Source organism: Streptomyces sp. NPDC088725, assembly GCF_044751305.1.
Classification (GTDB): Bacteria; Actinomycetota; Actinomycetes; order Streptomycetales; family Streptomycetaceae; genus Streptomyces.
In genome coordinates this window covers 609772-631811 of the sequence record NZ_JBIVLO010000001.1, presented here as the reverse complement: position 1 = coordinate 631811, position 22040 = coordinate 609772, and the positions used below count along the sequence as shown (strand labels likewise).

Sequence of the window (22040 nt, the reverse complement as noted above, 5' to 3'; positions counted from 1 at the left end):
CGTTCAGGCCCCCTGAAACCCGGCGCGGACCGGAATCCGGCGGCGGAGGCGCGGCTCAGAAGAGGGTGGCCCCGGTCGCGATACCTGCCGGGGCACCGGCCGCCGCGCCCTCGAAGACCAGCAGCCGCTGCTTGCGGTCGAGCCCGCCGCCGTATCCGACGAGGCTGCCGGCCGAGCCGATGACGCGGTGGCACGGCACGATGACGCTGATCGGGTTCTTGCCGTTGGCCAGCCCCACGGCCCGTGAGGCGCCCGGCTTGCCGAGCGCGCCGGCCAGTTCGCCGTACGTGCGGGTCTCGCCGTACGGGATCTGCCGCAGCTGGGCCCAGACGCTCTGCTGGAACGCGGTGCCGTGCAGGCGCACCGGCAGGTCGAACTCCGTCAGCTCCCCGTCGAAGTACGCGTCGAGCTGGCGCACCGCCTCCGTGAAGGGCCGGGGATCCCGGTCACCGAAGACCGTGTCCAGTGGGCGGTGACGCTGGTCGGCCATGTAGAGGCCGCTCAGGACGCCGTCCGTCGCGACGAGGGTCAGTGGCTCGTAGGGGCTGTCGATCACGGTGTGCACGATGTGGTGGGACATGACGGACATCCTTACGCGGGAAGGTGGTTGATGGCGTGGTCGTCGGTCGCCCAGAGGTACTGGACGGCGTAGGCGCGCCAGGGCCGCCAGGCGGCGGCGCGTGACGTGAGCGCGGCGGGCGTGGACGGCAGGCCGAGGCCCCGGGCGGCGCGGCGGACACCGAGGTCGGTCGGGAGGAACGCGTCGGGGTCGCCGAGCCCGCGCATCGCGATGACGTCGACCGTCCAGGGCCCGAACCCCGGCAGGGCGGCGAGCCGCGCCCTGGCCCGGTCCCAGTCGCTGTCCGGGCCGAGCGTGAGCGATCCATCGGCGAGGGCGGCGACGAGCGTGGTGAGAGTGGTGCGCCGGCTGCGCGGCAGGGCCAGCGCCCCGGGGTCGAGGGCCGCCAGTGCTCCGGGCGTCGGGAAGAGATGGGTGAGGCCGCCCTCGGGGTCGTCCACCGGCACGCCGTGCGCGGTGACCAGCCGGGCCGCGTGCGTACGGGCCGCGGCGGTGGAGACCTGCTGGCCGAGTACGGCCCGTACGGCGAACTCCGCGGCGTCGACGCTGCGCGGCACCCGCCGGCCCGGCGCCTTGTCGACCAGCGGAGCGAGCAGCGGGTCCGCGCGCAGCTGTTCGTCCACGGCGACCGGGTCCGCGTCCAGGTCGAGCAGCCTGCGGCAGCTGCTGATGGCGAGGGTGAGATCGCGCGGGTCCGTCAGGGAGAGCCGGCAGGCGATGTGGTCGGGGCGGGGTGCGAGGGCGGCGATGCCGTGGCCGTACGGGAGGGTCAGCGTCCGCCGGTAGGCGCCGTCCCGCCACTCCTCCACGCCCGGCACGGCGGTGGCGGCGAGGTGGCCGAAGAGGTTGTCCGGGTTGAGGGGCGCGCGGTAGGGCAGCCGGAGCGCTGTCACTCCGGGGGTGCGGGGGTCCGGGCCGCGCGAACCGTGAGTGGCGCGGGCGGCGCGGGTACGCAGCTCGCTCGGTGAGAGCGCGAAGACCTCGCGGACGGTGTCGTTGAACGCACGGATCGAGGCGAACCCCGCCGCGAACGCCACCTCGGCCATCGGGAGCGCCGTCGTCTCGATGAGGAGTCGCGCGGTCTGGGCGCGCTGCGCGCGGGCCAGGGCGAGCGGTCCCGCGCCCAGCTCGGCGAGCAGCTGCCGCTCGATCTGACGTGCCGAGTAGCCCAGGCGTACGGCGAGTCCCGGTACGCCTTCACGGTCCACGACCCCGTCCTGGATGAGCCGCATGGCGCGGGCCACGCTGTCGGCGCGGGCGTTCCACTCCGGGGATCCGGGACTGGTGTCGGGGCGACACCGCTTGCAGGCGCGGAATCCGGCCTGCTGACAGGCGGCCGCGCTCGGGTAGAACGTCATGTTCTCGGCCTTGGGCGGCACCGCGGGGCAGCTGGGCCTGCAGTAGATCCCGGTGGTCAGGACCGCTGTGAAGAACCAGCCGTCGAATCGCGCGTCCTTGGACCTGACGGCCCGTACGCAACGCTCGGTATCGGTGTGCATGGCTCAAGCATCGCGCACGGGAGAGGCCCGGGCTGGCAAGAATCCGACATCAGGCTTGGGCGGCCGCAGCGCTCGCGGGACGCGCCCGGACCGCTCGTACGACACGACCGTGATCCTTGACTCTGTCAGACAGAGCTGTCTACTGTCCGCTCCGTCAGACAGACCGGTCCGGACGTTCACCCAGCTCACGCAAGTCTCTGGAGCGCATCATGTCGGAAGCACAGGTCACCGCGGACGCCGGGTCGTCCGCCACCGCTCTTGTCACCGGCGCCACCTCCGGCATCGGCCGCGCCGTCGCGCTGCGGCTCGGCCGTGACGGCTTCGACGTGATCGTGCACGGCCGTGACGCCGCACGCGGGGCCGAGACGGTCGCGGCGATCGTCACCGCCGGTGGCCGGGCCCGGTTCGCCGCGGCCGACATCGGCGATCCGGAGGCTCCCCGGCGGCTCGCCGAGGACATCGGCGAGGTGGACGTACTGATCAACAACGCCGGTATCTCGGCGTGGGCCCCGACGGCGGAGATGGACACCGGGTCCGTCGACGGTCTGCTCGCCGCCAACGTACGCGCGCCGTTCCTCCTGGTCGCGGCGTTCGCCCCGGGCATGGCCGCGCGGGGCAACGGCAGCATCGTCAACATCGGCAGCATGGCCGGGGCGATCGGTATGCCCAGCGGCGCGGTCTACAGTGCGACGAAGGCTTCCATGGCGGCCATGACACGGTCCTGGGCCGCCGAGTTCGGCCCCAGCGGGGTGCGGGTGAACACCGTCGCCCCCGGCCCCGTCTACACCGGCGCCGGTGAACGGAAGTTCTTCACCCAGCTGGGAGCCACCACCATGCTCGGGCGCGCCGCGGAGCCCGAGGAGATCGCCGAGGTCGTCGCGTTCCTCGCCTCGTCCCGGGCCAGTTACGTCACGGGGGCCACCATCCCGGTGGACGGCGGCCGCACCGCGCTCTGACCCCGCCGGTACGCTCACGGCGCTGCCCTGCCCGGCTCTGCCCTGCCGCTCTGCCTTGCCGGCCCTCGATGCCGTGACGGCCCGCTCAGCCGGCGCTCCGCGTCTCGCGCAGCGTGCGCCATACGGCCTTCGCCGCGTTGTGCCCCGACATGCCGTGCACCCCGGGGCCCGGCGGGGTGGCCGAGGAGCAGAGGAAGACCGCGGGATGCGGGGTGGCGTAGGGGGAGAGGGAGAGTTTGGGGCGTACGAGCAGCTGAAGCCCCGAGACGGAGCCGCAGGCGATGTCCCCGCCGACGTAATTGGCGTTGCGCGTGGCGAATTCGGGCGGGCCCGCGGTGGCGCGGGCCAGGACGCGGTCGCGGAATCCGGGCGCGAAGCGCTCGATCTGCCGCTCGATCGCCTCGGTCAGATCGCCGCGCCAGCCGTTCGGAACATGGCCGTACGCCCAGAACACGTGCTTGCCCTCGGGCGCTCTGGACCGGTCGACCAGGCTGGGCTGAGCGGTGATCAGGAAGGGCGTCTCGGGCGCCTGCCCGCCGGCGGCCTGGCGCAGCGCCCTGCCGATCTCGCCGCTGGTGGGGCCGATCTGTACGGTGCCGGCCCTGCGCGGCTCCTCGGCGGTCCAGGGCACAGGACCGTCCAGCGCGTAATCGATCTTGAAGACGCCCGCGCCGTAACGGTAACCGTCGTACACCCTGCCGAGTCCGGCGATTCTGGCGAGCGCCGTCGGTGAGGTGTCGAAGACGTACGCGCGCGCGGGCGGCAGGTCGTCCAGGCGCTTGACCTCGTATCCGGTGTGGATCGTGCCGCCGAGATCGCGGAGGTACCCGGCCAGGGCGTCGGAGATCGACTGGGAGCCGCCGCGCGGCAGCGGCCAGCCGCCCGCGTGTGCGGCGAGCGCGAACATGAGGCCCACTCCGGTGGTCGCGGGCCCGCTGAGCGGTGCGATGACATGGGCGACGGCCCCGGCGAGCAGAGCGCGTGCCCGCTCGTCGCGGAAGCGGTGCATCAGCCAGCTGTAGGGCGGGAGCCCGGCGAGGCCGAAGCGGGCGAGGGTCACGGGGTCGCGCGGCAGGGCGACGGGCGGCAGGGTCATGAAGTCCCGGGCCAGTGTGTCCCATTTGCCGAGGAACGGAGTGACCAGACGGCGGTACGTGCCGGCGTCACGCGGCCCGAAGGACGCGGCGGTCTCGGCGACGGAACGGGACAGCACCGCGGCCGTACCGTCGTCGAAGGGGTGGGCCATGGGCAGTTCGGGGTGCAGCCACTCCAGGCCGTACCGGTCGAGCGGCATGGTCTTGAAGACCGGGGAGCCGGCGCCCAGGGGGTGGACGGCGGAACAGGGATCGTGGCGGAAGCCGGGAAGCGTCAGCTCCTCCGTCCTGGCACCACCGCCCACGGTGTCCCGGGCCTCGAAAACGGCCACGGAGAATCCCCGCCTGGCCAGTTCGACCGCGGCGGTCAGCCCGTTGGGCCCCGCTCCCACGACGACGGCATCGAGCATCGACGGCACCTTCGGACTCCTTCGTCAGCCGATCGCCAGAGCCCCCAGGATATTCCCGGGCACTGACAGCCCGAGCGCCGGTACTGTCCGCAACTGTGGACGAGACCATCAAGCACATGGCCGCCCAGCTCACGGGCGTGCCTGGGGTGCGCGCCGTGGCCCTCGGCGGCAGTCGGGCCCGGGGGGCGGGGCGGCCGGATTCCGACTGGGACCTCGGCGTCTACTACCGGGGCGCGGTGGACACCGAGGAGCTGGCGGCGCTGGCGGCGGAGGTGACGGGGACGACGGTCGAGGTCGCGGGGCCCGGCGGCTGGGGGCCGTGGGTCGACGGTGGCGCCTGGCTGTCGGTCGGTGGGGTGGCGGTGGACTGGATCCTGCGTGATCTGGACCGGGTGGAGCGTGTCTGGGCGCAGTGCGTGGAGGGCCGGTACGAGGTGGGGACGCAGCCGGGACATCCGCTGGGCTTCTGGTCACCCGCGTACGCCGGTGAGGTCGCTCTCTGCCGCGTACTCGCGGATCCGGCGGGTGAGTTGACGGCGCTGCGCGCCAAGGCGCTCACGTACCCGGAGCGGCTGCGTACAGCACTCGTCGCGGCGGCCTGGGAGGCGGAGTTCACGGTGGCATGCGCGCGAAAGGTGGTGGGCGCGGGTGACTCGCTGTATGTGTCGCTGTGCCTGTCACGGGCCTTCGGCGTGCTCGCCCAGGCCCTGCTGGCGCACCACCGGGTGTGGTGTCTCAACGAGAAGGGCGCGCTGGCCGCGGCCGCGGCGCTCCCGGACATTCCGCCGGACTTCGCGGAGCGGGTGTCGGGAGTGCTGCGGACTCTGGACGCGGAGGCGGTCGAGACGGCCGCCGCGCTGGTGCGCGAGGTCCGGCCGGTGCTGGATCCGGTCGCGGGCGGGCGCGCCTGAGCGTGCTCGCGCTTCTGACGGCGTGCCCGGCCCGTTCCGAGTCTGGCGCGTCGAACCGATTCGAACCGAGAGATCCGCGTCGAACCGATTCGATACGGCTCACGCCCCGGTCATGAGCCGTTCCCGTATCAGCCTGGCCGTCGCCGCGTCGCGGGCCGCCGTGAAGGGGAGCGCGTTGCCTCCCTCTATGCGGAACGGCTCACCCGCGAGGGTGATGTGGTCGCCGCCCGCTTCCATGACCAGAAGCAGCCCCGCCGCGTGGTCCCAGGCGTACTCCCAGGTGAACGCCACCGCGTCAAGATCGCCGCGCGCCACCGCCAGGTATTCGAGGCCGGCAGCGCCACAAGGGCGAGCGTCAATGCCCTCCGTGCGCAGGCCGACGAGCGCGCGCTTCTGTTCGTCCGTGGTGTAGTCCGGATGGGACGTGGCGACCTTCAGCACGGTTCCGGGTTCCGGCGCGCCCGGGCGCAGCCGGGTGCCGTTCAGCCAGGCGCCCCCGCCGCGCACGGCTGTCGCCATCTCGTCGAGCACCGGCGCGTACGTCCATGAGGCGAGCAGCTCACCGCCCTGGGCGAGCGCGACGAGTGTGCAGAAGCCGGGTTCGCCCCGGACGAACTGCCGGGTGCCGTCGACGGGGTCGACGATCCAGACGGGTGCGTCGCCGCGCAGCGCGTCGTATACCGCCGGGTCCGCGTGGACGGCTTCCTCGCCGACCACCACCGAGCCGGGCAGCACCGCGGTGAGCGCGGCGGTGAGGTGCTCCTCGGCGCGCTGGTCGGCGACCGTCACGAGATCGTGCGGGCCGGCCTTCTCGACGATCTCATGTGCGGCGAGCCGGCGGTGGCGCGGCATGATCTCGGCCGCGGCCGCCTCACGAACCGCTTCCTCGACGGCGGACATCAGCGGACCGCGGGCCGTTCCCCGCAGGGGCACCGTTACGTGGACAGAGTCATCGATCATGCCGTCCAGGAAAGCACGCTCCACTGACAACGCGGATCGATCAGGTGACGTCTCAGCGGCCTACGGCGTAACCCTGCATGCCGCGCGGGTTCGCGGCGGCCATCAGGATGCCCGTCTCCGGATCTCTGGCGACCGCGCAGAGCCTCCCCTCCGACCAGGGCGCGCCGACGGTGACGTCGTGGCCGAGGGCGCGCAGTTCCGCGATGACGGCGGGGTCCATACCCTCCTCCACGGTGACGCTGCCCGGCAGCATGCCGCGCGGGTAGAAGGAGCCGGGGAAGCTGTCGTTGTGCCAGTTGGGTGCGTCGATGGCGCCCTGGAGATCGAGTCCGCCGCGCACGGGCCCGCGCAGCGCGAGCGCCAGGAAGAAGTGCAGTTGCCACTGGTCCTGCTGGTCGCCGCCCGGTGTGCCGAACGCGAGCACCGGGACGCCGTCGCGCAGGGCGAGCGACGGGGTGAGGGTGGTGCGCGGACGGCGGCCCGGCGTGAGCGAGTTGGGCAGGCCCTCGTCCAGCCAGGCCATCTGGAGGCGGGTGCCGAGCGGGAAGCCCAGCTCGGGCACGACGGGGTTGGACTGGAGCCAGCCGCCGCTCGGGGTGGCGGCGATCATGTTGCCCCAGCGGTCCACGATGTCGAGATGGCAGGTGTCGCCCCGGGTGCCGCCGTCCTTGGCGACGGTCGGCTCGCCCGTACCGGCGGCCGGGAGGCCCAGCGCGTTGAAGCCGGGCGCCCCGGAAGCGACATCGGTGGCGTGCCCGCTGAGGACCGGCGCGCGGCCTTCGGGGCTGCCGGGGCGCAGCTCGTACGAGGCGCGCTCGCCGATGAGCGCGCGGCGGGCGGTGTTGTACGGCTCGGACAGGAGCGTGTCGAGCGGGACGCCGGCGGCGTCGCCGTACCACGCCTCCCGGTCGGCCATGGCGAGCTTGCAGCCCTCGATCAGCAGGTGGACGCAGCGCGCGGAACCGTACGCGGGCAGCTCACTCAGCGGGGACGGCAGCAGGGCCAACTGCTGGAGGAACGCGGGTCCCTGGCTCCAGGCGCCGGCCTTGCACAGGGTCCAGCCGTTCCAGTCGTACGTCGCGGGTGCCTCGTAGGTGGCGCTCCAGCCGGCCAGGTCGGCGGCGGTCAGTGTGCCGGTGTGGTGCGAGCCGCTGGTGTCGAGCGTGGGCCTGCCGGACTGGCGGATGAGCGCCTCGGCCACGAAACCCTCGCGCCACACCGCGCGCGCGGCCTCGATCTGGGCCTCCCGGTCCACACCGCCGGCCGCCTCGGCCTCGGCGATCAGGCGGCGCCAGGTGGCGGCGAGCGCGGGGTTGCGGAACAGCTCGCCGCAGCGCGGCGCCTGCCCTCCTGGGAGATAGACGTCGGCAGAGGAGGTCCATTGCGTCTCGAACAACTCGCGGACCGTCTCCACGGTCTGGCCTATCCGTTCGACGGGCGCGTGCCCGTCCTCCGCGTAGCCGATGGCGAACCGCAGTACCTGGGACAGGCGTTGGGTGCCGTGGTCGCGCAGCAGCACCATCCACGCGTCGAAGGCGCCGGGCACGGCTGCGGCCAGCGGGCCGGTGCCGGGGACCAGTTCGAGGCCGAGGCCGCGGTAGTGGCCGATCGTCGCCCCGGCGGGCGCGGGCCCCTGCCCGCAGAGCACCCGCACGTCGCCCCCGGCGGGCGCGAGGATGATGGGCACCTCTCCGCCGGGCCCGTTGAGGTGCGGCTCGACCACATGCAGCACGAACCCGGCGGCAACGGCGGCGTCGTAGGCGTTGCCGCCGTCCTCCAGTACGGCCATCGCGGACTGCGAGGCGAGCCAGTGGGTGGACGACACCATGCCGAAGGTGCCCTGGAGTGTCGGCCTGGTTGTGAACATGCCGTGCCTCACCTGCGCTTGTGTCGAAGTCCATCGGGCAGATCGACGCTCACGACGCCCCCCGGGGAGTTTCTGGGGAGTTTTGGCCGGGGGGCTCGTTCGCCCGATCGGCGAGCAGGCTATCGATCGCCCGTCGTCGCGTCCGACCCGCCTCGGGTATGAAACAGGCTCCCTGGTGCGCGGCCCTCGTCCGTCGCGGCGGGCCGGGGCTGTCGCAGGGCCGGGGCGCCGAGCGCGACGAAAAGGACGAGCAGTGCCGGGATTCCCAGTGCCTTGGGGAGACCGGTGACGGTGCTGACACTTCCGATGACGATCGGGCCGATGAGGAAGCCTATGTAGCCGAGGCCGACCACCTTCGACAGCGCGGCTCCCGCCCTGGCCGGATCGCGGTTGCCCGCCGCGGAGTAGACCTGCGGGGCGATGCAGGACATGCCGGCTCCCAGGCAGGCGAAGCCGATCACTCCGGCGACCGGGCGGTCGATCAGCAGCGCCGCGGTCATACCGACCGAGGCCAGCGCGCCGCACACCCGTACCAGGAGCACCGGTCCGTAGGTGGCCGTGAGGCGATCGCCCAGCAGCCGCCCGACCGTCATCATGATGGAGAACGCCGCGAAGGCCGCCGCGGCGAACGCCGGTGTGCTGTGCAGGCTGTCGCGCAGATACACCGCACTCCAGTCGGCAGCGGTGCCCTCGCCCACCAACGCGCACATGGCCAGGATGCCGAGGAACAGCAGACCGTGTGCACGGGCGGCGGCGCGCGGCGCGCCGGATGTCTCCGGGGGCTGAGAGGCCGCGGAGTCGGTGGGCGGCGGCACCAGTGTGCGGGGCAGGGCCCATGCCGTCGCCCATCCGGCCAGTACGACGACCCCGCAGCCGGCGGTCAGGAGCGTCGCCCCCGCGCCGAGGCCGGCGCGCGCGAACACACCGCCGAGTGCTGCACCAATGAAGCCGCCGATGCTGTAAGTGGCGTGGAACGACGACATGATGGGCCGGCGCCAGGCCCGCTGGACTTCGATCGCGTTGGCGTTCATCGCGATGTTGAGGGTGCCGTGAACCAGTCCGAACAGGAACAGGGCCACCAGCAGGCCCGCCAGATTCGGCATGTACGCCGGTGGGATCAGCAGCAGCCCTTCGAGAAACGCCGCCGGCACCATGACCCGGGTACTGCCGTACCGGTCGGCCAGCTGACCCAGCACCACCATGCCGATGATCGCGCCGACGGCAAAGGCGAGCAAGCACAGACTCAAACGGCCGTCGGTAAGGTGAAGATGAGCCTTTACGGCGGGAATCCGACTCGTCCAGGCGCCCAGAGCGGCGCCGAACAACAGGAATAACAGAGAGGTCGCGATGCGCCCGCGTACGAGTGCGGTACGCGCGGCCCTGTCGACGTCCACACTCGGCTCCCGTGCCTGCGAGGTGAGGTAACTGATCACGTACGGCGTGTTCTTGGGACGCAGGAGCCGCAATTTACCAGCGTTGCCGGCCATGAACCGATGAGCCGAAGAGCTTGGCCTGATCTCGCGTGTGGCGGGTTCGGTCACGGTCACGGAGAGCGGACGGAGCGCGGCCGGACAGGGCCTGCGACACGCGTGGCACGGAGCAGCGGTCGCCGGATCACGATGTCGCCCTCGAAGGAGTGACAGGCGCGTTGACGACGATCAGCGGGAAGACCGCAGGACGCGCCCTGCGAACACGGGACCGGGGTGGTGGCCTCCGTCGGCCGTATCGCCGGGAGCGGGCTGCACGCCCTGCGCCGGGAGGTTCAGGGGCATGGCGCGGGGTCTGTCACGGCGCGACTCGTGGATCGGGAGGCGCGTCAGCTCAAGGCGGTACGGCCGTCCGTCGGGGCGGCGTAGCGCTCCGGTTCGTGGAGGGACGCCGCGGCGCCCACCAGCCCTGTGTCCGGGCCGAGTTCGGCGGGCCGGACGGATACTCGCCGCAGGAACGGGAGTCCGCCGAATTCGCGCATACCGGCGTCGATGGCGTCGAAGAGCGGCGCGCCGGCGCCCGCCACACCGCCGCCCACCACGATGACGTCCAGGTCGCAGATGGCGGACACGGAGGTGAATCCGGCAGCGAGCGCACGTCCCGCTTCGGCGAAGAGCCGGCTCGCCAGGGGATCCCCGGCCCGGGCCGCGTCGGCCAGCTCGCGTGTGGTGGCGTCGGCTGTCGGTCCCGTCCACCCGGCCGCGCGGGCCCTGGCGAGCAACGCCGTTCCGCTGGCAGTCAGTTCCAGGCAGCCGCGACTGCCGCAGAGGCATGCGGGGCCGTCCGGGTCGGTGATGATGTGCCCGAGGTGTCCGGCGTTGGCGGAGGGGCCCGGCCAGGGCCTTCCGCCCAGGATCAGTCCGCCGCCGACACCGGTGGACACCGTGCAGCCCAGCATGTTCGAGGCGCCCCGTCCCGCGCCCGCCCAGTGTTCGCCGATGGCGGTGCAGATCCCGTCGCCTACGAGTGTGACCGGGACGCCCGGCACCCAGGCCGCGGCCCAGTCCACAACCGGGGCGTCGCGCCAGACCGGGATCATCACCGGGCTGATGGTCCCGGCGGAAGGGTTGACGGGCCCGGCCGAGCCGATGCCGATGCCGCGCACCCCGCCGAGGGCGGCGGCGCGGGCGAGCGGGCCTTCCGCCGCTCTGGAAACGGCGGCCCAGGCCTGTTCGGGGTCGCCGGTCAGGGGGGTCGGGATACGCACCCGGTCCGAGACCGTGGCGTCCGCGCCCACCAGGGCCAGCGCGGTCTTCGTTCCGCCGATGTCGACGGCGAGCACCGGGCGCGGATCCGCCGGCTCGCCCCGCTTCGCCGTCGATTCCGGCCCGGATGAGCGCTGTGACATGTCAACTCCTGCGGTCTGAGAGGGGTTCGGGTGACGCGAGCAGCGCTGTCAGAAGCAGCGGACCCGGTGGCATCAGAGGTAACGGACCCGCTGGCGGAGGCTTCCCGAGAGCCGTCCCGCGCGCATTCCCGCCCGTACCAGCCAGACCGCGCGCCGCTCGTCGGACATGCGCAGCTCACCGGCACGCAGCAGCAGGCGTCCCCACTCGCGGCAGGCCCCGGCGGCCGGCGCTCTGGGCATGCCGTCGGCGGCGAACCGGCGGTAGAGCATCGGATGGGACCGTCCGTAGCGGTAGTACTGGCGGGCCATCTGCCAGGGACTGTCCCGGAGTTGGTAATGCACGAGAGCGTCGGGGGCGAAGGCGAGTTCGGCGCCGGAGAGCTGAACCCGCCAGAAGAACTCGACGTCGTCCGAGCCGTAGGTGTAGGCGGGGTCGAAGCCGCCCAGTTTCTCCCAGAGATCCCTGTGTACCCCGCAGTTGGCGCCCCAGGGGTACGGCAGGAAGCCGAACGAGTCGGCGAGGGCGGGGACGGCCGCCGGGGGTCTCGCGGCAAGTGCGGCGGGCCCGTTGAGCGTACGGCGCTCCAGGGCGCCGCCGACTGCCCCGGCCCGGCCGAGCGCACGCACCAGAGCCGTCATCCAGCCGGTGGCCACGAGGTCGTCGGCGTCACAGAACAGCAGCAGCCGGCCTCTGCTGTGCTCACAGCCGATGTTGCGGGCCCGGTTGACCCCGCCGCTGCCGCCGGCCCGGACGATACGCAGTTCCGGAAGGACCGGACGCCTGCTCTCGGCGGTCCCGGCCGTGCCGTCGGTGGAACCGTCGTCCACCACGACCACTTCCCAGCGGCCTGGGTAGTCCTGGGCCGCGAGCGCGTCGAGCTGCCTGCCGAGTGTGGCGGCAGCGTCGCGGGCCGGTACGACGACCGAGACCAGGTCCTGTCCGGCGGCGCCGGAGTCCGCAGGCCCGGACGCGGCGTCGCGCGGGTCCATCCCGTCCGGTGTCACGGCGCGAACTCTCCCGACTCCCGCGGGGATTTGCCGTCTCCCAGCAGCGTTCGCACCACCAGCTCGGTGTCCCGCAGGTCGGGCAGCACGACATCGGCCCCGGCGGCGAGCAGCTCTTCCGCCCCGTCCTGGCCGGTGGCGACCGCGACGACCCGGGCGCCGCCCTCCCGGCCCGCCGCCACGTCCCGCAGTGTGTCGCCGACCAGGACGGTGTTGTCCCGGTCGAACACCGTGCCGTACCGGTCGCCTGCCCGGCGCTGCGCCAGGGCGACCAGCCGCGGCCGGTGGCTGTCGTCGGATCCGTAGGCGCCCGCCTCGAAGTCGACCAGGCCGTCCAGGCCGAAGGTGCTCAGCTTCAGCTCGGCGTTGGTCCTGAGGTTGCCGGTGAGCAGGGACTGCACACCCCGCGGGTCACCGTGCAGCGCGGTCAGGCACTCCAGCGCTCCGGGCAACCGCCTCCCTTGGGAGAGCAGTTGGGGGGCGGCGTCGCGCAGGGCCGTGATCATGGCGTCGGCCGCGTCCTTGTCCCGGATGTCCGTGACGCCGTGCACCGCGAGCAGTTCGGCCATGATCGCCGGCTCCGTGCGGCCTTCGGTGGGCACGGTGGACGGGGCCTCCGTCCCGGTCAGCGCGGCGAAGGCCCGCGGGTAGACGGAGCGGCCGGCGGGCCCGCTGACCAGCAGGGTGTAGTCGATGTCCCAGAGGACCAGGGTGGTGCGCATGGGCTCCTTCACAGAACCGGCCGGCCGCGCTTACGGGGACGGCCGACCGGGCGGCGGATTCAGGGCAGTTGGTACGGACCCCGGGTGGCGGCGCAGAGCGCGGCGCACCCGGCGGCGGCGGCCAGGGCGTCCTCGGCGCCGGCCCCGGAGCCGAGGGCATGGGCCAGGGCGGCGGCGAAATTGTCACCCATGCCGTAGCTGTCCGCCTCGGGGCCCGGCGCTGGCACCGCCGGGTAACGGCCCGCGAGATCGCCCCGCAGGTGGTAACGGCCGCCCTGCCGGCCCTCGGTGAAGACCAGCAGTTCCGGTGGGGCGTCGAGCATGCCCGGTTCGTAGCGCTCGGCGGGGTCGGCGGCGCTGCCCGCGAGGGCGTCCGGCAGGACACCCGACGCGGCGACGGTGGCCAGTTCACGGCTGGTGGCGACCAACACCCTGGCCGCACGGGCCTGTTTCAGGACCTCCGGTGCTCCGGCGACGAAGTGGACGACATCGTAGGAGGCCAGTGTGGACCAGGGCAGCGGGTCGTCGAGGGCCGGCTGCAGGCGCGGGCCGAGCGTGGTGGTGGTGCGCTCGCCGGAGTCGTCGACCAGGCTGAGGGCGCCTCGGGTCGGACCCGCGCGGTGTGCGGGCAGCACCCGCACCCCCAGCCTGCCGAGGGTCTCCGTGGTCTTCCGGGCCGCGTCGTCATCACCGAGCGCGGTGAAGAAGGTGGTTTCCCCCGCGAGAGCGGCCAGTTGGACCGCGGCGACTGCTCCCCCGCCGGCCGGGCCTTCCCAGACCACGTCGGCATGGGCGACTTCGCCGCGTTCCGGCACGCGGTCGATTCGAGCGATGCTGGTCCATTCGACATGTCCGATCACCGCGGTGCGGAGGTGTTTCCGATGCGCCGACACTCCGTCCACACGATTTCCTGTCCTTCTGATCTGCGGTCAAGTGCCGCTGAGAACAACGTAATCGGTAGTGAGTCTTACACGTACTGCCGCCACGAAGGAAGAAGGACCTGCGGAGAAGCTGACAAGGAGTCGGAAAGGATCAGCAGGGCAGGGAAAGATCAGGAGGCCGTGGCATATTCCGGAAGCCGGGTGTGGCGGGGGCTGTTCCTGGGAAACGGTGTGGCGAGTGCTGATCTTGAGAAACGAGGGGGGGTTGTCAGGGGCGGCGGAAGTGGCGCAGGATCGTCCGCGATCAGGCAGGACGCAAGAAGAACCGGTGCCAGTGCGCGCACCTCAGGAGGTGCTGCTGTGAGCATTCTGTCAACGCCGTCGCCTTCCCTTCCACGGACCGCGAAGCCGGTACGAGCGGTCCTCTTCGACCTTGACGGCACACTGTGGGACCCGGAACCGCACGTATTCCGGGTGTACTCCGAGGTGTACCGCGAACACGGCCACGAACTGACACGCCGTTCCTGGGACGGAGTGCTCGGCACGATCGGCTTCGACCTCTGGAGCGCCCTGGAAGACCTCACTGGAAGGCCGTTGGACCGCGCCGCCCTGGAGGCGCGAGTGGCGCGCCGCAAGGAGGAGGAACTGAGCGGCCTGGGGGCACGTTCCGGTGTGCTCGCCATGCTCGGGCAGGCGGACGCGGCCGGGCTCGCCCGGTCCATCGTCAGCAACAGTCCCAGCTGCTGGATCCGCCGCTACGCGCGGCAGTGCGGCGTCGACACGGGGTGGCACGCCATTCACAGCCCCGAGGGCGAGACCGCCCGCGCGAAACCCGCACCCGATCTCTACCTGGAGGCGCTGGCCCGGCTCGGCATGCGGCCCGAGGAGGTCGTCGCCTTCGAGGACTCCCCCGGTGGTGTCCGCGCGGCGCGCGCCGCCGGAGTGCGTTGCGTGGCCGTGCCCAACACCATGACCGCACCGCTCGACCTGAGCCACGCCGACCTGCGCATCGAGTCGTTCCTAGGGGCCGAACTGCGCGAAATCCTGGACGACTTGGCGCCCTGACCCGCAAGACGCCCGTAGCGGCGGAACCGTTCCGGAAGGACCCTCGGCGGTTCTCTCCCGGACCGCCACCGGCCCGGCCTGCCCGGACCCGCCGCTGTTGCCTCCTGTGCACGACACACCAGAAGGAGAAGCATGTCCGTACCCACAGCCGCATCCGGCCCGATACCGTCGGACAAGACGGCTGACGATGTGGTGGACCACTTCTATTACCCCCCGGACGAGTTCAAGGCGGCCCGCGGAGAAGGCGTCTACCTGTACGGAGAGGACGGCAGCCGGTATCTCGACGCCTCCTCGGGCACGTTCAACCTGACGCTGGGCTACTCGCATCCCGAGGTCGTGGAGACCATCCGCGAGCAGGCGTCCGAACTCATCCATGTCACCTCGAAGTTCCAGTCCAAGCCGGTCAACGCGCTGATCGCGGGACTCGCCGAGGTCGCTCCCGCCGGGCTGACCCGGATCCACCTCAAGTCGTCCAGCGGTTCGGACGCCAACGAGGCCGCGATCAAGATCGCGCAGCACAACACCGGCAACACCGACGTCATCTCGCTCTTCCGGGGCCACCTCGGCCAGACGATGGGCATGATCAACGCGTCCGGCGCCGCCTTCCGCCGGGCCCCGTTCCCGGCCCAGATCCCCGGGGTGGTGCACGTACCCGATCCGTACTGTGTGCGCTGCTTCTACAAGCAGCAGCGGGAGACCTGCGGGCTCCTCTGTGTGGAACGCGTCAACGACTTTATCGACTACGCCAGTTCGGGGCGTGTGGCGGCCGTCATTCTGGAACCCATCTCCGGCAACGGCGGCAATGTGGTTCCGCCGGACGGTTATCTCCAGGCGCTGCGGGCGTTGTGCGACGAGCGCGGAATTCTCCTGATCTTTGATGAGATCCAGACTGGTTTCGGCCGTACCGGGCACATGTTCGCGTCGGACACTTTCGGTGTCTCGCCGCACATGCTCACCTTCGGCAAGGGACTCGGCGGCTCCGGTATGCCGATCGCGGGATTGATGACGGAGGAGCGGCTGACCGGTCTGGAAGGCCACCACATCAACTCCACCTTCGGCGCCAACGTGCTCGCGTCGTCCGTCGCGGTCAAGACTCTGGAAATCATCCGGCGTCCCGGTTTCCTGGAGAATGTCCGCACCGTCGGCGCTCATGTTCTGGACCGGCTCCGGGAAATGGCCGAGCGATTCCCCTTCATGGGTGACATACGCGGCAAGGGCCTGATGATCGGTATGGAGATAAACGACGCGGACGGCGAGCCCGACCCCACGTTCACCAACCACCTGGCGGCGCTCGGCATGAAGCACGGACTGCTGCTGCGTACCTCGCTGTACGGCTTCGGGAACGTACTCAAGGTACGGCCCCCACTGATCATGACGATGGAAGAGGCCGACGAGATGTGTGACCGGCTGACGCGACTCTTCGAGGACGCCTCATGAGGGATCTGGTGCAGGGAGTCGCGGAACGGATCTGGCAGGCAGTCCGCGACGACAGGACGACACGCTCCGGGCGCTACCTCGAGGGGGTCACCGCAGGTGGTGACGCCGAGTTTCCCGTCGATGTCCTGGCCGAACAGGTCGCGTGGGACTACCTCGTGGCCTCCGGGCAGTCCGTCGCCGTCTACACGGAGAGCGAAGGGCTCCGCCTGATCGGCGAGAACCCGGAGTACGTGCTCGTCATCGACCCCATCGACGGCACCCGCGGCGCCGCCGCGGACCTGGAGATGGCGTGTGTCTCGATTGCCGCGGCCCGCTACAGCGACGCCCCCACCATCGGGGACATCGAGTACGCGATCCTCAAGGAGGTCAAGACCGGGCACTGGATGTACGCCGACAGTCACTCGGAGGGGATCGAGAGCAGCGGCTATCCGGACCCGGTGCCCAGCATCGGCAAGGCCGAGCAACTGGAGCGGATGTTCTGGTCGCTGGAGTTCAACGGCCATCCGGCCGGTCTGATGCTCGACGCCTACGGGCACTTGGTCGACGCGTCCTCCAACCGCGGTGGCGTCTACGTCTTCAACAGCGCCTCCTTCTCCATCTCCCGCATCATCACTGGGCAGATGGACGCGTACGTCGACATCGGCAACCGGCTGTTGCGTGATCACCCGGAGACGGAAGCGGCCTTCCGCAAGGTGGGCCACGGCAGCATCCTGCACCTCTTCCCGTACGACATCGCCGCGTCCGTCTTCCTCGCGGAACGGGCCGGTGTGGTGATCACCGACGCGTATGGGGAGTCCCTGGCCGGCACACTGCTGCTGGAGATCGATCCGGGGAACCAGCGGTCCTGCATCGCGGCCTGCACACCTCAGCTCCACGCGTCCCTGCTGTCGGAGATCCGCTGGTGAGAAGGCCCGGCCGCGACGGGCGTGGCGGGCACGACGAGCATGGCGAGAGCCGCGAGCACCACGAGCACGGAGAACGAGAACACACCATGGGCATTTCCGATCCGGTACCCGAACCCGCTGCGGATACGGCAGACACAACGCACATGACGGAACACGACACCGAACGGGCGGCCGTCGCGGCGGCGGCAACACACCTGGGGCTGACGGTCGGTGACGAGTTCCTGGACGGCGGTTCGCCCGCGCGCGTGCACCGCGCACGGACCGCGGACGGCGACGAGGTCGTCCTCAAGGTTCTCGCCGCCCGGCCCGACGCGGTGGACGGCCACGACCTGGACTCCTTCCTGGGAAAGCAGAACCAGATCGATCGGATCGCGCTCGGTGCCCCCCGGCTCGCCGAGCGCTACCTGCCCGTCCTCGACACCGTCAAGGGGGACGGCTGGGCAGCCACCACCACGCCGTACCTGCCGTCCGAGGACCTGGGCGCGTGCCTGCGGCGGGAGAACGGCGGCGAGGACGGCCACGGCGAGGAACTGTTCTTCGCCCGCACCGCGGCCGTCACCAGGGCTCTGCTCACCGACGGGTACGCGACGGAGACCGCAGACACCCCGGCCGGGCATCTCGCCGATGTGCACATCGGCCGCTTCCTGCGCCGTCTGCCGGTCCTCGAAAAGCACCTGCCCGACCTGGCCGATCAGCGCGAACTGGTCATCAACGGCCGTCGTTACGAGGCTCCGGCGCCGCTGCTGAGGCGCATCCTGGACACGGAGAAGGTCCGGCTCGCCGAACTCGCTCCCGCCCGGCTGATGTTTCCCGCGCACGGCGACAGCAACATCCGCAATCTGCTGTTCGGTACCGCCGAAGGGGCCTCCGCGGACGTCCGGATCATCGACCCGCGCGGCTCGACGGAACCGTGGGACCCGGTCTACGACCTGGCGAAGATCCTCTTCAGCCTCACGGTCTGGGACCCGATGCTCCGGCTCGGCATCCGGGCCGGGTGTTCCGGGGCGGACGGTACGTACACCACCGCCTTCCGCCGCCCCGTCTACCCCGGCTACCGGTCCGCCGCCCACCACTTCCTCGACCGGCTGGACGAGACCGGGGCCGGCGCACTCTTCCCGGACGATCCGCACTGGAAGCAACGGCTGTTGCTCACCCACGATCTGCATGTCCTCGCCGAAGCGCCGTGCCGGCTGTCCGACCGGAAACCGAAGCCGGACTCCGAGGGGCGGCACTCCCCACCGGAAGAACTCGCCCTCGGGCACTACCTGTTGGGGACGATTCTCCTCAACGACCTGGCCGGGCAGTGGTCCGAGCGGCCCGGCGACCTCGACGCGGACCGGCATCTGGCCCTGGTGACGGGCGGTCCGCCGTCACCCTGAGCGCGCATCGGCCGGCGGACCCGCTCACGGGCGGTCCGCCGGCCCGCTCCCGGCCAGGTCGGCCAGAGCGGTGTCGAGATCCGGCCCGAGCAGATCGTGACGCGCACTGCGCAGTACCAGCCGGGCAGGGCGGCGCGGCACCGGGAACGCCTCGTCGTTGCGGACCGCGACCACCTCGGTCGGCAGCCCGAGGTGGTCGACGATCCGTGACATCAACGCGTACCTTGTCATCACCTCGGCGCCGCCCAGATGCAGCAACCCGGTCCGGTCCCAGAGCTGTTCGAGGGCCGGTGCCAGCGACGGCAGGTACAGCGGAGCGCACACCACGTCCACCTGGGCACGGGTGACGGGGGAGGCGAACCGCGCCATGAACCGGTCGGCGAACGGACTGCGCCCGTACACCAGGGGAATCCGCACGATCAGATGGCCGTCCTCGCCGAGGAGGGCGTCCTCACCCAGGAGGGCGTCCTCCGCCTCCCGCTTGGTGTGGCCGTACACGTTGACCGGATTGCGCGTGTCGGTCTCCGTGTACTGGTCGGCGGTGCCGTCGAAGACGTTGTCCGTCGAGAGCAGCAGGATACGGGTACCGCTCCCGCGCACCGCCTCGCGCAGAGCGACCACCGAGCCGGCATTCAACTCGCTTGCCAGTTCCGGTTGTTGTTCTGCCGCAGACAGGTCGACCAGCCCGGCTGCGTGCACGACCAGGTCGAATCCGGTGGCCAGCAGGCCGCGCAGCGCGGCCCGGTCACGCAGATCCAGTGTGACCAGTCCGGGAACCGGCCGCGCGGAGCAGGTGCCGACCACGGTGTGACGCTGTGACAGTTCGCGCCACAGTACTCCGCCCACATAGCCGGACGCCCCCAGAAGCAAGATCCTCATTCACCCTCCCAGAGCCACCGCCCGCCCGCCGGGCGACTGAACGGCCCACGGTAGTACCCGAGTAGCAGGAGGCAGTAAGCGCATGTCAGACATACAAGCCCTGGTGTGGGAGGCCGGCGCGCCGGTGCTGCGCACGCGCCCGGCACCCCGGCCGCAGCAGCCGGACGATGTCGTGGTGCGCGTGGCGGCCACCGGTATCTGCGGCACGGACCGCGGCATCGTCCTCGGCGAGTTTCCCGCGCTGGAGGGTGTGGTGCTCGGTCATGAGGCATCCGGTGTGGTGGAGGCGGTCGGGCCGGGCGTGAGCATGGTACGGGTGGGCGAGCGCGTGGTCATCAACCCCACCTACTACTGCGGGCGTTGCCGGCCATGTCGCAGGGGCATGGCCGCACACTGTGTGGCCAAGGACGGCCGGGAGATCGGTGTGGACCGGGACGGCACCATGGCCGGCGCGGTCGTCATTCCCGAACGGTTCGCATGTCCTCTGCCGGACAGCATGTCGCTGCGGCACGCCACCATGGTCGAGCCGCTGGCGTGCGTCCTGACGAATGTGCAGGCGGCGGCGCCGCGTGTGGACGACCGGGTGCTGGTGGTGGGCGGCGGCCCGATCGGCACACTGTGCGCCCTCGTCTTCGCCCACCGGGGCGCCCGGATCACACTCCTGGAGCGTGACACCGCGCGTACCGCACTGGCCCGGGACATCCTGCCCGGAGCGGTGGACGTCGTGACGAGCGAGGGAACCGGTCTCGGCCTTCCCGCCGGAGTCCTGCCCGAGGGGCCCGATGTCCTCGTGGACACGACCGGGGTGCTGCTGGAAGAGGCGCTGGAAACGGTGGCCGTGGGCGGAACGATCGTGGTGATGGGCGAACGGGAGCACGCGCGTGCCGACATCGCGCTGCGTTCCCTCGTCACCCGCGGTGTCCGGGTGGTGGGCGCCGGCCCCTATCCGCCGCATCTGTTCGAGGCCGCTCTCGACCTGGCCGGGGAACTGCCCGTCGACCGTCTGGTGACGGACGAGTTCCCCCTGGACGGCTACCGCGACGCGTTCGCCGCCCTCGGTGCCCGGCCCTCGCCGGCGGAACGGACAGCCGGGTACACGGCGATGAAGGTCTTGTTGGTCTCCGACCCCGAACTGGCCCTGCGATGAGGGCTTCTCCCTCGGTCGAGGACAACAGCCCGATACCGTACGACCGTTCATCACCGTGGTGGGTGGTGTTCGACTACGGCGAGGTCCTCAGCCTCCAGACGGACGTCCGGCCCGCGATGGCGGAACTCCTCCACGTCCCGGTGCCGGACTTCTGCGACGCCTGGGCGTCCGAGCGTTACGCGTACGACCGCGGCGCCTCGGACACGGAGTACTGGTGGGCCGTCGGTGCCCGGCTCGGAGTACCGGTGGACGAGGAACTGGCCGCGCGGCTCACCGCGATCGACATCTCCGGCTGGATCGAGACCCGGCCGGAGGCACTCGCGCTGCTCGCCGAACTGGCCGAAGCGCGAATCCCGTTGGCGCTGCTCTCCAATGCCCCGTACTCGCACGCGCGCGTCTTCCGGCGGCAGCCTTGGGCGGCCTCCTTCCGACACCTGCTGTTTTCAGGCGAGTTGGGGATGGCGAAACCGCAACCGGAGGTCTGGGACTGCCTCACGGAGCAGTTGGGCGCGCGGGCATCCGATCTGCTCTTCCTGGACGACCGGCAGGAGAACGTCGACAGTGCCAGGGCCGCGGGGCTCAGGGCTGAGCACTGGACCACCACCGACCGGGCCCGGGACCGGCTGGTGGACTTCGGGCTGTGCCCGTATCGGCCGGAAGCCTCGCCCCCGGAAGACGCGTCCCCGGCGGACGTACAGGCGACGCGGCAACACTCCGGGTGACACGGGCCGGGGCCCGGAAAGAGGGGTGCGGGCGGGCACTGGACGTGCTGGCCCGCACCCGTGGTCACCTACGGGACGGGCTTTCCCTCACAGGCTCTCGGTGCCGTCGGCCTGTCCGGTGGCACACGCTTTGAGCGAGTCCGCGACGATCGTGGGGGCGATCTCGGCGACCCGGTCGAGCAGCCTGACCAACCGCGTGTAGTCGTCGGGGGAGAGTTCCGCGCGCAGGCTCTCCTCGATCGCGGCCGAGAAACGGTTGGTGCGCCGGGATCGCTCGATCCCGGCGTCCGTGAGGGACACCAGAACCACTCGTCCGTGATCGGGAGAGATACGGCGCTCGACCAGGCCCTTGGCGTCGAGATTCTTGACGATGCCGGTCATCGTCTGTGAGGTCACCAGCGCCTCGCGCGAGAGCTGCGTGCACGACATCGACGCGCCATTCGCGAGAAAGCCGAGCACCTGGCACTGAGCCACCGTGAGGTCGATCTCGCGCAGGGCATCGGCCTTGCGCGACATGATCGCCTGCTCGGCGCGCTTGAGGTGGAAGCTGAGATTGGCGGCGAGACCGGCGTCCTGGAGATCGTCCAGCCCCAGCTCCTCGACCTGCCCGATCTCATCGATCGCGCGGTCGGCCCCGACCTCGCGGCTCGTCTGGTTCGTCATGCGGCAACCATCCCACATCGTCTTTCAGCACATCACCGGCGCCTTGCTCCTGCCATGATACGAAACTCCACATTCAGTCTACTACTTCCATAAAGTGTCCTTCATTGAAGTAGCAGGCTGAA

General features: G+C 71.1%; 20 protein-coding genes. 8 read left to right on the top strand and 12 right to left on the bottom strand.

Going from position 1 to position 22040, the window contains the following annotated elements; translation table 11 throughout:
• Window positions 1-55: 55 nt before the first annotated feature.
• Window positions 56-580, bottom strand: a complete 525-nt coding sequence (locus ACIP6N_RS02690; protein ID WP_401812245.1) for a methylated-DNA--[protein]-cysteine S-methyltransferase — start codon at window positions 578-580, stop codon at window positions 56-58.
• A gap of 11 nt (window positions 581-591) precedes the next feature.
• The gene (locus ACIP6N_RS02685; RefSeq protein ID WP_401812244.1) at window positions 592-2079 is read right to left on the bottom strand and encodes an AlkA N-terminal domain-containing protein; all 1488 of its coding nucleotides are present in this window, start codon (window positions 2077-2079) and stop codon (window positions 592-594) included.
• Between the two features lie 209 nt (window positions 2080-2288).
• On the opposite strand from ACIP6N_RS02685, the gene ACIP6N_RS02680 reads away from it, so the two are divergent.
• On the top strand, window positions 2289-3035 hold the full coding sequence (locus tag ACIP6N_RS02680) for an SDR family NAD(P)-dependent oxidoreductase (RefSeq protein WP_401812243.1): 747 nt from the start codon (window positions 2289-2291) through the stop codon (window positions 3033-3035).
• Between the two features lie 85 nt (window positions 3036-3120).
• On the opposite strand, the gene ACIP6N_RS02675 is transcribed toward ACIP6N_RS02680, so the two are convergent.
• The gene (locus ACIP6N_RS02675) at window positions 3121-4548 is read right to left on the bottom strand and encodes a phytoene desaturase family protein (RefSeq protein ID WP_401812242.1); all 1428 of its coding nucleotides are present in this window, start codon (window positions 4546-4548) and stop codon (window positions 3121-3123) included.
• Window positions 4549-4655: 107 nt separating this feature from the next.
• On the opposite strand from ACIP6N_RS02675, the gene ACIP6N_RS02670 reads away from it, so the two are divergent.
• The gene (locus ACIP6N_RS02670) at window positions 4656-5450 is read left to right on the top strand and encodes a nucleotidyltransferase domain-containing protein (protein WP_401812628.1); all 795 of its coding nucleotides are present in this window, start codon (window positions 4656-4658) and stop codon (window positions 5448-5450) included.
• 99 nt (window positions 5451-5549) lie between these two features.
• On the opposite strand, the gene ACIP6N_RS02665 is transcribed toward ACIP6N_RS02670, so the two are convergent.
• The 7 genes from ACIP6N_RS02665 to ACIP6N_RS02635 all read right to left on the bottom strand — a co-directional run bounded on the left by ACIP6N_RS02665 (window position 5550) and on the right by ACIP6N_RS02635 (window position 13700).
• A complete protein-coding gene (locus tag ACIP6N_RS02665) occupies window positions 5550-6410 on the bottom strand; it encodes an inositol monophosphatase family protein (protein WP_401812241.1) in 861 nt (286 codons plus the stop codon).
• Window positions 6411-6462: 52 nt separating this feature from the next.
• Window positions 6463-8277 (bottom strand): gamma-glutamyltransferase family protein, encoded by a 1815-nt coding sequence (locus tag ACIP6N_RS02660; RefSeq protein ID WP_401812239.1) that lies wholly within the window; start codon window positions 8275-8277, stop codon window positions 6463-6465.
• Between the two features lie 119 nt (window positions 8278-8396).
• Complete coding sequence (locus tag ACIP6N_RS02655; protein WP_401812237.1) at window positions 8397-9764, bottom strand: MFS transporter; 1368 nt, start codon at window positions 9762-9764, stop codon at window positions 8397-8399.
• Window positions 9765-10093: 329 nt separating this feature from the next.
• Window positions 10094-11113 carry an ROK family protein gene (locus tag ACIP6N_RS02650; protein WP_401812236.1) on the bottom strand — a complete coding sequence of 340 codons (1020 nt, stop codon included), beginning with the start codon at window positions 11111-11113 and terminating at the stop codon, window positions 10094-10096.
• Window positions 11114-11185: 72 nt separating this feature from the next.
• Complete coding sequence (locus tag ACIP6N_RS02645) at window positions 11186-12118, bottom strand: glycosyltransferase (RefSeq protein ID WP_401812235.1); 933 nt, start codon at window positions 12116-12118, stop codon at window positions 11186-11188.
• The gene (locus ACIP6N_RS02640; protein WP_401812233.1) at window positions 12115-12840 is read right to left on the bottom strand and encodes an HAD family hydrolase; all 726 of its coding nucleotides are present in this window, start codon (window positions 12838-12840) and stop codon (window positions 12115-12117) included. The genes ACIP6N_RS02645 and ACIP6N_RS02640 overlap by 4 nt, the downstream gene beginning before the upstream one ends.
• Window positions 12841-12899: 59 nt before the next feature.
• On the bottom strand, window positions 12900-13700 hold the full coding sequence (locus ACIP6N_RS02635; protein ID WP_401812627.1) for a PfkB family carbohydrate kinase: 801 nt from the start codon (window positions 13698-13700) through the stop codon (window positions 12900-12902).
• Between the two features lie 381 nt (window positions 13701-14081).
• On the opposite strand from ACIP6N_RS02635, the gene ACIP6N_RS02630 reads away from it, so the two are divergent.
• From ACIP6N_RS02630 to ACIP6N_RS02615, 4 genes are all read left to right on the top strand, one after another.
• Entirely contained in the window at window positions 14082-14786 is a 705-nt protein-coding gene (locus tag ACIP6N_RS02630; protein ID WP_401812232.1) for an HAD family hydrolase, read from the top strand.
• A gap of 132 nt (window positions 14787-14918) precedes the next feature.
• Complete coding sequence (locus ACIP6N_RS02625) at window positions 14919-16223, top strand: aspartate aminotransferase family protein (RefSeq protein WP_401812230.1); 1305 nt, start codon at window positions 14919-14921, stop codon at window positions 16221-16223.
• A complete protein-coding gene (locus tag ACIP6N_RS02620; RefSeq protein WP_401812229.1) occupies window positions 16220-17128 on the top strand; it encodes an inositol monophosphatase family protein in 909 nt (302 codons plus the stop codon). Before ACIP6N_RS02625 ends, ACIP6N_RS02620 begins: the two co-directional genes overlap by 4 nt.
• Before the next feature lie 143 nt (window positions 17129-17271).
• On the top strand, window positions 17272-18507 hold the full coding sequence (locus tag ACIP6N_RS02615) for a hypothetical protein (protein WP_401812228.1): 1236 nt from the start codon (window positions 17272-17274) through the stop codon (window positions 18505-18507).
• A gap of 24 nt (window positions 18508-18531) precedes the next feature.
• Here ACIP6N_RS02615 and ACIP6N_RS02610 read toward each other — a convergent pair whose 3' ends face one another.
• Window positions 18532-19386, bottom strand: a complete 855-nt coding sequence (locus ACIP6N_RS02610; RefSeq protein WP_401812227.1) for an SDR family oxidoreductase — start codon at window positions 19384-19386, stop codon at window positions 18532-18534.
• 82 nt (window positions 19387-19468) lie between these two features.
• Between ACIP6N_RS02610 and ACIP6N_RS02605 the strand changes: the two genes are divergently transcribed.
• On the top strand, window positions 19469-20533 hold the full coding sequence (locus tag ACIP6N_RS02605; RefSeq protein WP_401812225.1) for a zinc-binding dehydrogenase: 1065 nt from the start codon (window positions 19469-19471) through the stop codon (window positions 20531-20533).
• A complete protein-coding gene (locus tag ACIP6N_RS02600) occupies window positions 20530-21255 on the top strand; it encodes an HAD-IA family hydrolase (protein WP_401812224.1) in 726 nt (241 codons plus the stop codon). The genes ACIP6N_RS02605 and ACIP6N_RS02600 overlap by 4 nt, the downstream gene beginning before the upstream one ends.
• An 87-nt stretch (window positions 21256-21342) precedes the next feature.
• Here the strand turns inward: ACIP6N_RS02600 and ACIP6N_RS02595 are convergent, their stop codons facing one another.
• Entirely contained in the window at window positions 21343-21918 is a 576-nt protein-coding gene (locus ACIP6N_RS02595; RefSeq protein WP_401812223.1) for a MarR family winged helix-turn-helix transcriptional regulator, read from the bottom strand.
• Window positions 21919-22040: the final 122 nt, after the last annotated feature.